The 8,987-nt window shown below is 68.4% G+C and carries 10 protein-coding genes; 9 read left to right on the plus strand and 1 reads right to left on the minus strand.

Features of this window, described 5'->3' with window-relative positions; genetic code table 11:
* Positions 1 to 13: 13 nt before the first annotated feature.
* From pcaH to ACFRAH_RS09735, 9 genes are all read left to right on the plus strand, one after another.
* Entirely contained in the window at positions 14 to 925 is a 912-nt protein-coding gene (gene pcaH, locus ACFRAH_RS09695) for a protocatechuate 3,4-dioxygenase subunit beta (protein ID WP_377990678.1), read from the plus strand.
* On the plus strand, positions 918 to 1,520 hold the full coding sequence (gene pcaG / locus ACFRAH_RS09700; protein WP_377990679.1) for a protocatechuate 3,4-dioxygenase subunit alpha: 603 nt from the start codon (positions 918 to 920) through the stop codon (positions 1,518 to 1,520). Before pcaH ends, pcaG begins: the two co-directional genes overlap by 8 nt.
* Positions 1,517 to 3,031 carry a lyase family protein gene (locus tag ACFRAH_RS09705; RefSeq protein WP_377990680.1) on the plus strand — a complete coding sequence of 505 codons (1,515 nt, stop codon included), beginning with the start codon at positions 1,517 to 1,519 and terminating at the stop codon, positions 3,029 to 3,031. The genes pcaG and ACFRAH_RS09705 overlap by 4 nt, the downstream gene beginning before the upstream one ends.
* Complete coding sequence (locus tag ACFRAH_RS09710; RefSeq protein ID WP_377990681.1) at positions 3,024 to 3,842, plus strand: alpha/beta fold hydrolase; 819 nt, start codon at positions 3,024 to 3,026, stop codon at positions 3,840 to 3,842. The genes ACFRAH_RS09705 and ACFRAH_RS09710 overlap by 8 nt, the downstream gene beginning before the upstream one ends.
* Complete coding sequence (pcaC, locus tag ACFRAH_RS09715) at positions 3,839 to 4,357, plus strand: 4-carboxymuconolactone decarboxylase (protein WP_377990682.1); 519 nt, start codon at positions 3,839 to 3,841, stop codon at positions 4,355 to 4,357. Before ACFRAH_RS09710 ends, pcaC begins: the two co-directional genes overlap by 4 nt.
* 47 nt (positions 4,358 to 4,404) lie before the next feature.
* Positions 4,405 to 5,637: a thiolase family protein gene (locus ACFRAH_RS09720; RefSeq protein WP_377990683.1), complete on the plus strand. Its 1,233-nt coding sequence runs from the start codon at positions 4,405 to 4,407 to the stop codon at positions 5,635 to 5,637.
* A gap of 3 nt (positions 5,638 to 5,640) precedes the next feature.
* The gene (locus ACFRAH_RS09725; protein WP_377990684.1) at positions 5,641 to 6,348 is read left to right on the plus strand and encodes a 3-oxoacid CoA-transferase subunit A; all 708 of its coding nucleotides are present in this window, start codon (positions 5,641 to 5,643) and stop codon (positions 6,346 to 6,348) included.
* 1 nt (position 6,349) lies between these two features.
* Entirely contained in the window at positions 6,350 to 7,033 is a 684-nt protein-coding gene (locus tag ACFRAH_RS09730; RefSeq protein ID WP_377990685.1) for a 3-oxoacid CoA-transferase subunit B, read from the plus strand.
* Between the two features lie 141 nt (positions 7,034 to 7,174).
* A complete protein-coding gene (locus ACFRAH_RS09735; RefSeq protein WP_377990686.1) occupies positions 7,175 to 8,014 on the plus strand; it encodes an IclR family transcriptional regulator C-terminal domain-containing protein in 840 nt (279 codons plus the stop codon).
* 56 nt (positions 8,015 to 8,070) lie between these two features.
* On the opposite strand, the gene ACFRAH_RS09740 is transcribed toward ACFRAH_RS09735, so the two are convergent.
* On the minus strand, positions 8,071 to 8,987 hold a 917-nt coding region (locus tag ACFRAH_RS09740), incomplete at its 5' end, for a DUF222 domain-containing protein (protein ID WP_377990687.1).

Consider the following 8,987-nt stretch of genomic DNA (forward strand, 5'->3'; position numbering starts at 1 on the left):
AAAGGAGGCTGCTGTGCCTGAAGACGTGAATCTCGCAACGTACAACGCCGACGCGCTGACCGAGGACCTGTCGGACGCAGTACCCGCAACCCCGGCCGCAACCCAGGCCGTCCCCACGGTCCCCGCAGAGAAGCCCCGCGTGGAAACCCAGCAGGATCTCAACGCGGAGATCAAAGCCATCGGAGACGCCTACTCCCGGGCGCTGAAGGACGGCGCGGCACCGGAAACCCAGCCGCGCCTGGACTTTCCGCCCTACCGCAGCAGCCTCCTGCGCCACCCCACCAAGAGCCTGCACCACGCGGACCCGGAAACCATCGAGCTGTACTCCCCGGCGTTCGGCCACCAGGACGTCCACGAGCTGGAAGCGGACCTGACCATCCAGCACAACGGCGAACCGCAGGGCGAACGCATCATCGTCGCCGGCCGCGTGCTCGACGGTGACGGCCGCCCGGTTGCCGGCCAGCTGGTGGAGATCTGGCAGGCCAACGCCGCCGGCCGCTACATCCACAAACGCGACCAGCACCCCGCACCGCTGGACCCCAACTTCACCGGCGTGGGCCGCTGCATCACCGGCCCGGACGGCTCCTACCGCTTCACCACCATCAAGCCCGGCGCGTACCCGTGGAAGAACCACCTGAACGCCTGGCGGCCTGCGCACATCCACTTCTCGCTGTTCGGCCAGGAGTTCACCCAGCGCATCGTCACCCAGATGTACTTCCCGGGCGACCAGCTCTTCCCGCTGGACCCGATCTACCAGTCGATCGTGGACCAGGACGCCCGCGACCGCCTCGTGGCCACCTACGACCACGACCTGACGGAGCCGGAATGGGCACTGGGCTACAACTGGGACATCATCCTGACGGGCTCCAAGCGGACCTGGACCGAGAACGAGGCGCTGGGCGCGGAAGGCGACGACCATGAGTAACTCCACCAAGCTTGTTCCCACCCCGGGCCAGACCGTGGGCCCCTTCTACGGCTACGCCCTGCCCTACAACAAGGACCGCGAACTGCTGGCCCCCGGGTCCCCGGGCTCCATCCGCCTGCAGGGTACCGTGTACGACGGCGCGGGGCACGCCATTCCGGACGCCATCCTTGAAATCTGGCAGCCGGACACAGAGGGCAACGTCGTGCACCGGACCGGTTCGCTCGTCCGCGACGGCTACACCTTCACCGGCTTCGGCCGCAGCGCCGTGGGCAACACCGGCGTCTACACCTTCACCACGGTGAACCCCGGCCCCACCGAACCCGGCGCGGCGGCCTTCATCTCTGTGGCAGTCTTTGCCCGCGGCCTGATGAACCGGCTCTTCACGCGCGTTTATCTGCCGGAGAACGAGGAAGCACTGGCCAAGGACCCGCTGCTGTCCTCGCTGGATCCCGAGCGGCGCAAGACGCTGATCGCACGCCGCGACGCCGACGGCGGCCTCACCTGGGACATCCGCCTGCAGGGCGAGGGCGAAACCGTCTTCCTCGACTTCCAGGGAACTGAAACCAACACCGGAACCGGGGGCGCCGCAAAGTGACCGGGTTCCAGGCAGCGGGTTCCGGCGGTGCCGGGCTCCAGGGCGACGTCGGGCTGCTCAGTCCCGTGTCGGCGTCGCCCCTCGTGACGGCGCTGACCGGCGACCGTGCCGTCCTCGCGGCGATCCTCGCCGTCGAGGCCGGCTGGGCCGCAGTGCTCGAGCAGCACGACCTCGCGCCGTCCGGTTCCGCTGCCGTGGTGGCCCACGCCGCCGACGCCTCCCGGTACGACCTTGCCGATATCGCCCGCCGCGCCCAGGGCGGAGGGAACCCCGTGATCCCGCTGCTGGCCGACCTCCGGACCCAGGTTAAGGCACTGGACGGTGCCGGTGTCGGCGCCAATGGCGTTGGTGCGCAGCGTGCGGTGCACACCTCGCTGACCAGCCAGGATGTTCTGGACACCGCCCTGATGCTGGTGGCCCGCAACACCGTTGCGGCGCTGCTCGCCGATGTGAAGGGTACGACGGCGGCGCTCGCCCGCTTGGCGGAACAGCATGCGGACACGCTGTGCGTCGGCAGGAGCCTGACCCAGCATTCGCTGCCGTTCACGTTCGGACTCCGGGCTGCGCAGTGGTTCCAGGGGCTCGCGGCTGCGGCGCGCCGGCTCGAGGCGCTGGAGCTGCCGGTGCAGTTCGGCGGCGCGGCGGGAACGCTGGCCGCCGGGACTGTGCTGACGTCAGGCTCGGGCACGGACCCCTTTGCACTGTCTGACGCTCTTGCCGCCCAACTGGGCCTCGCCGCCGCGCCGGCACCCTGGCACACCAACCGGCTGGCCGTGACGTCGCTCGGCGACGCCGTGGCCGCCGTCGTGGATGCCCTCGGCAAGATCGCCGCCGACGTCCTGTTCCTGAGCCGTCCCGAGGTGGCCGAGGTGGCCGAACCGCGCGCCCCCGGCCGCGGAGTTTCCTCGGCGATGCCGCAAAAGCAGAACCCGGTGCTGTCCGTGCTGGTCCGCAGCGCTGCCCTGCAGGCTCCCGGCCTGGCTGCGCAGCTGCACCTTGCCGCAGCCACCTTCAACGACGAACGTCCCGACGGTGCGTGGCATACCGAATGGCCGGCCCTGCGCCACCTGCTCGCCCTGGCCCTCGGAGCCGCTGGCCACCTGAGGGAACTTGCCGAGGGTCTGCAGGTCCTCCCCGAGGGCATGCGGCGGAACCTGGACCTGTCCGGGCCGCTGCTGCTCAGCGAAGGGGTCTCCGCTGCCGTGGCGCCGCTTCTTTCGGCTGCCGGAGCTGGTGCCGACGGGAAGCAGCAGCTGCAGGCCGTCGTCGACAAAACGCTCGAGGCCCCGGCCGCCGAACAGGCAGCCGTCTACCGAAGGCTGCTGCGCGATGCCGTCCCCGCGGACCGGCTCTCCGACGATCGGCTCGAGGAGCTGCTGGACCCCGCCAGCTACCTCGGGCAGGCCGCCGAGATCTCGCGGCGGATCCTCGCTGTCTTCGCGGATTTTGCGGGTCCTTCAACTTCAACAGCTTCAACCGAACCCGACGGAAACGGAGATTCCCGTGGCTAAACCAGCAGTGAAGGCAGTGCTGCTTTCCCCCCAGCGCGCGCTGGGCGACAGACCGCTCCTGATCGTGGGGCCGTCGCTCGGCACCTCCTCCGTGCTGTGGTCCCAGGCCGGCTCCCTCCTGGGCAACGACTTCGATGTGGTCGCCTGGGACCTGCCCGGCCACGGTGTCTCTCCGGCCGCTGCTGAAACCTTCAGCGTCGCCGACCTGGCGGACGCCGTCGTCGAGCTTGTCGACTCAATCGCGCCCGGCGAGAAATTCCACTACGCCGGCGTCTCCCTGGGCGGCGCCGCCGGCCTGCAGCTGGGCATCAAGCACGGTGACCGACTCAAGAGCCTCTCCGTCCAGTGCTCCGGCGCCAAGCTCGGCACCCCCGAGGGTTGGCTTGAGCGCGCTGAGACCGTCCGAAACCAGGGCACCCCGGTGATGATCCAGGGCTCGGCCGAACGCTGGTTCGCCCCCGGATTCATGGACCGCGACCCCGAGTTCAGCAGCCGGCTCCTGCACTCCCTGCGCGACGCCGACCGCTTCAGCTATGCCTTCTGCTGCGAGGCCCTGGCCGGCTTCGATGTCCGCGACCAGCTCGGCAGCATCACCGTCCCGACGCAGGTGGTGGCCGGCGCGCTGGACGGCGTGGCGCCGCCGTCGATGGCCGAAGAGGTAGCCGCAGGAATCACCGCTGGCGGCGGCACTGCCTCCGCCGCGACCCTTGAGGGCGTGGCACACCTGGCTCCCGCAGAGGCACCGGCCCACGTGACCGAGCTGATGCGCAGCCTCATCACCTGGGCCGAATCACGGGGAGCAGCCAAATGAGCGGCACCGAAGCCACCGGCACGCAGGCGGCCGGCACGGTGGCATCTGGAACCCAGCGCAACGGGGTGGTCCAGCCTGACGCCACCAGCCAGGAGATTTACGACGGCGGCATGGTGGTCCGGCGCGAAGTGCTCGGTGACGCGCACGTGGACCGGGCCAACGCCAACATGGACGCCTTCACCGAGGACTTCCAGGACATGATCACCCGCATCGCGTGGGGCGGAATCTGGACCCGTCCGGGCCTGCCGCGCCAGATGCGCTCCGCCGTCACCATCACCGCCATGGTGGCGCACGGGCACTGGGAAGAGCTGGCCATGCACATCCGCGCGGCCATCCGCAACGGCCTGAGCAGGGACGAGATCAAGGAGATCCTGCTGCAGACCGCCATCTACTGCGGAGTCCCCTCCGCCAACACCGCCTTCAAGACAGCCCAGCAGGTCTTCCAGCAAATGGACAACGCGGCCATGGACAACGCAACCATGGACACCCCTGCAACTGACACCCCACCCAACTAGCTCGCATTAATTGCCAGCCAGTTGGGCCCAGACAATTCGAGGAATTCATGAACCAGGCTTTTGTTTACGACGCCGTACGCACGCCGTTCGGGAAGTTCGGCTCCGGGCTTGCCGGTGTGCGGCCGGACGACCTTGCCGCCCATGTGATCAAGGAGTCCGTGAAGCGCGCTCCGGGACTTGATGTGGAGCGCATCGACGAGGTGGTGTTCGGCAACGCGAACGGCGCCGGCGAGGAGAACCGCAACATCGCCCGGATGGGTACACTGCTGGCCGGGCTCCCGGTTTCGATCCCGGGCACCACGGTGAACCGTCTGTGCGGTTCGTCGCTGGACGCGGCGATCATCGCGTCCCGGCAGATAAACGCCGGCGACGCGGATCTGGTGCTGGTGGGCGGCGCGGAATCGATGTCGCGGGCGCCGTGGGTGCTGCCGAAGACGGAGAAGCCGTACCCGGCCGGGGACATGACGCTGGCATCCACCACACTGGGCTGGCGCCTGGTGAACAAGGCCATGCCGAAGGAGTGGACCATCTCGCTGGGCGAGGCCACCGAACGGCTGCGGGAGAAGTACGGGGTGACCCGGGCCCAGCAGGACGAGTTTGCCGCTGCCTCGCACAACCTGTCCGCCGCCGCGTGGGACGAGGGCTTCTACGACAACCTGGTGGCCCCGGTGCCGGGCACCGACCTGGTCCGCGACGAAAGCATCCGCCCCGGCTCGTCGGCCGAGAAGCTCGCCGGGCTGAAGACCGTGTTCCGTCCCGAGGCCGACGACGCCGCGTCCGGCGCCACGAAGGGCGGCACGGTCACCGCCGGGAACGCGTCCCCGCTCTCCGACGGTGCGTCGGCGGCGTGGATCGGGTCCGAGAGCGCTTCGTCGATCCTGGGTTTGGAGCCGCTGGCGCGGATCGCCGGGCGCGGCGCGCACGGCAACGACCCCCAGTTCTTTGGCTTCGCGCCGGTGGAGGCGGCGAACAAGGCTCTCGCGAAGGCGGGCATCGGCTGGGACCAGGTGGGCGCCGTCGAACTTAACGAAGCGTTCGCCGCGCAGTCCCTGGCCTGCATCAACGCCTGGGGCATCGACCCGTCCATTGTGAACCGGCACGGCGGCGCGATCGCGATGGGCCACCCCCTCGGCGCCTCCGGCACCCGCATCCTGGGCACCCTCGCCCGCTCCCTGCAGGCCTCCGGGCAGCGGTGGGGTGTCGCGGCGATCTGCATCGGCGTCGGGCAGGGTCTCGCCGTCGTCCTCGAAAACGTAACCGCCACTACCGGAAAGGCATAGGCGATGCTGAAGTTCGTTGACACGGTCGACGAGGCCGTCGCGGCCGTCAAGGACGGCTCCACCGTGATGATCGGCGGGTTCGGCAACGCCGGGCAGCCGTTCGAACTGATCGACGCGCTGCTGGACTCCGGCGCCACCGACCTCACCGTGGTGAACAACAACGCCGGCCAGGGCGACCAGGGCCTCGCTTTGCTGATCAAGGAAGGCCGGGTGCGGAAGATGATCTGTTCCTTCCCGCGGCAGTCCGACTCCTGGCACTTCGACGCCAAGTACAAGGCCGGGCAGATCGAGCTCGAGCTGGTGCCGCAGGGCAACCTGGCCGAACGGATCCGCGCCGCCGGCGCCGGGATCGGCGGGTTCTTCACGCCCACCGGGTATGGCACCATGCTGGCCGAGGGCAAGGAAACCCGGATCATCGACGGCCGCGGCCAGGTGTTCGAAACCCCCATCCACGCCGACGTCGCGCTGATCAAGGCGCTGAAGGCCGACGGCGTGGGGAACCTCGTGTACCGCAAGACGGCCCGGAACTTCGGTCCGATCATGGCCGCCGCCGCGAAACACACCATCGTGCAGGTCTCCGAGATCGTGCCCACCGGTTCCCTGGACCCGGAGAACATCGTGACCCCCGGTATTTACGTCAACAGCATCGTCCGTATTGATTCCAGCGGTGCAGCAGTCGCCGGCACTGACCTGAAAGGACAGGTGGCCTGAGATGAGCCTTGTAGAAACGTCCATCCAGACGTCCGAAACCCCGCTGGGCCGGGACGACCTCGCCAAGCTGGTGGCCCGCGACATCGCCCCCGGCTCGTTCGTGAACCTCGGCATCGGCCAGCCCACCCTGGTCTCGAACTACCTCAAGCCCGAGCAGAACATCACCCTGCACACCGAAAACGGCATGCTCGGCATGGGACCGGTCGCCACCGGAGACCAGGTCGACGGGGACCTGATCAACGCCGGCAAGATCCCCGTCACCGAACTCCCCGGAGCCTCGTACTTCCACCACGCCGACTCGTTCGCGATCATGCGCGGCGGGCACCTGGACATCTGCGTCCTCGGCGCGTTCCAGGTCTCCGCCACCGGGGACCTCGCCAACTGGCACACCGGCGCACCCGACGCGATCCCCGCCGTGGGCGGTGCGATGGACCTGGCCACCGGCGCCAAGGACGTCTTCGTGATGATGACCCTGCTGACCCGGGAAGGCGCGTCCAAGATCGTCGAGGCGTGCACGTACCCGCTCACCGGCGTCGGCTGCGTCACCCGCGTCTACACCGACAAAGCCGTCTTCCTCACCGGCCCCGACGGCGTCCGCGTCCGCGAAACCTTCGGCTGCACCCTCGAGGAACTGCAGGCCCTGGTGCCCGTCCCCCTCACCGCAGCCCCCGCCGTCGGACAGTAACGTTTTCCCACATCCCAGCGCGAACGTACAGTTGTGGCCCCAAATTGCCCGGTTCAAGGGGCCACAACTGTACGTTCGCGCTTGTGGCTGGGGCCTAAGGTGTCCGTTCGCGCTGGAAAAGGGCTAATAGGATTGGTAACCATGACCGACGCAGCAGCAGGGACCACGCCACGGGCGGGCCGCCCGCCCAAGGACGGGGCGGCGCCGACGGCGAGTGACCAGTATGTGCAGTCGCTGGCGCGGGGGCTCGCGGTGATCCGCGCGTTCGACACGGAGCACGCTGACATGACGCTTACCGAGGTGGCTGCACGCACCGATCTCACCCGCGCCACAGCCCGGCGATTCCTGCACACGCTTGTGGAGCTGGGCTACGTCCGCACCGACGGCAAGACTTTCGCGCTCACGGCCCAGGTGCTGCAGCTCGGCTACGCCTATCTTTCCGGTCTCTCGCTGCCGCAGCTGGCCCAGCCGCACTTGGAGGAACTGTCCCTGAAGCTTGGGGAGTCGACGTCGGCAGCGGTGCTGGACGGAACCGACATCGCCTACATCGCCAGGGTGACCACCCGCCGGATCATGACGATTGGCATCACCGTGGGCACCAGGTTCCCCGCCTATGCCACGTCGATGGGCCGGGTACTTCTTGCCGGGCTCCCTCCCGAGCAGCTGAAGGAATACCTGGCGGCGGCGGAGATCAAGCCGCTCACTCCGCGCGCGATCGGCACAGTGAAGGACCTGCTGGCCGTCCTCGACAAAGTCCGGGCACAAGGCTGGTGCCTGCTGGACCAGGAGCTCGAACTGGGGCTGATGTCCGTGGCCGCGCCTGTTTATCACGGCCCGAAGGTGGTGGCAGCCGTCAACGTTTCGCTGCAGGCCCAGTCGGTGGCAGCCAAGCCGGATCCCCAGGCGTACCTCGAGTCCGTGACGAAGGAAATCGTGGCCACGGCAGAGCGGATCTCCTTGGATTTCTCCAGCGGCCGATAGCCGTAGTCAGGCGCCACCCGCGAACGCATGTCCCGCTATTCCCCGTCGGTCCGCGCTCATTCGCGGTGGGGTCGTGAGCGGAAGTATTGGTTGCGGCGGGGTTTTCGGTGGGGGTCGAGTTCTGGTGGGGGTTTGAACCAGGGGACTTCGTTGGTGACTTCGATGGTCCAGTTTTCTTTGTGGATGAGGTGGTGGTGGTGGCTGCAGAGCAGGACGCCGTTGGCGGTGCTGGTGGGTCCGCCTTGTGACCAGTAGGTGATGTGGTGGGCTTCGCACCAGGGTGCGGGCATGGTGCATTGGGGGAACGCGCAGCCTTGGTCGCGGGCCATGATGGCCTTGCGGATGTGGGGCGGGAAGACCCTGGTGGTGCGGCCGACGTCGAGGATTCTGCCTTGGCTGCCGAGGAGGACGGGGGTGATGTCGGCGTCGCAGGCGATTTTGCGGATCGTGGCCGGGTTCACCGGGCCGCTGAACGCGAACAGGGCGGTGCCGTCAGCGCTGTGGCCGGTGGAGGCAGGCTGCCGTCCTGGTGCGCCCTGGGTTTGGAGGAGGTTTTGGTTCTGCCATTGCTCGACGGTGGCGTAGAGGTCGCGGTAGTCGATGGTGGCCAGGATTTGGGGGCGGTGTCCGCCGTTGGCGGGCAGCGCGTCGGTGGTGAGGGCAGCCTTCAGCGCGCCGACGAGCCCGTCGAGGCGTTTCTGCCCCTGGGAGCGGTGGTCAAGGTCGATCTCCGGGACGCCGGGGGTGTCCCAGCGGGCCAGGACAGCATCAGGGTCCGCCGCCGCGCCGGTCACGTTGCTGGTTGTTCCTTCGCCGCCGGTGCCTTGGCCGCCGTCCCCTGCGCCGTCCCCGGTGCCGTTTTCGTGTCCTGGTGTGGTGGTGCGGGGGTTGGTGGCGGTGTTCATGGCGGTGGTGATGGTTTCGAACTGTTCGGCGGTGGCGAAGATTTCCAGGTGGTGCAGGCCGTGTTTGG

The organism is Arthrobacter sp. NPDC056727 (assembly GCF_042790555.1).
Lineage (GTDB): Bacteria > Actinomycetota > Actinomycetes > Actinomycetales > Micrococcaceae > Arthrobacter.

What these genes read in the sequence shown, in the direction of transcription:
- pcaG (WP_377990679.1), top strand. Translation starts at nt 918, where the DNA reads ATGAGTAACTCCACCAAGCTTGTTCCCACCCCGGGCCAGACCGTGGGC.
- pcaC (WP_377990682.1), top strand. Translation starts at nt 3,839, where the DNA reads ATGAGCGGCACCGAAGCCACCGGCACGCAGGCGGCCGGCACGGTGGCA.
- ACFRAH_RS09720 (WP_377990683.1), top strand. Translation starts at nt 4,405, where the DNA reads ATGAACCAGGCTTTTGTTTACGACGCCGTACGCACGCCGTTCGGGAAG.
- ACFRAH_RS09725 (WP_377990684.1), top strand. Translation starts at nt 5,641, where the DNA reads ATGCTGAAGTTCGTTGACACGGTCGACGAGGCCGTCGCGGCCGTCAAG.
- ACFRAH_RS09730 (WP_377990685.1), top strand. Translation starts at nt 6,350, where the DNA reads ATGAGCCTTGTAGAAACGTCCATCCAGACGTCCGAAACCCCGCTGGGC.
- ACFRAH_RS09735 (WP_377990686.1), top strand. Translation starts at nt 7,175, where the DNA reads ATGACCGACGCAGCAGCAGGGACCACGCCACGGGCGGGCCGCCCGCCC.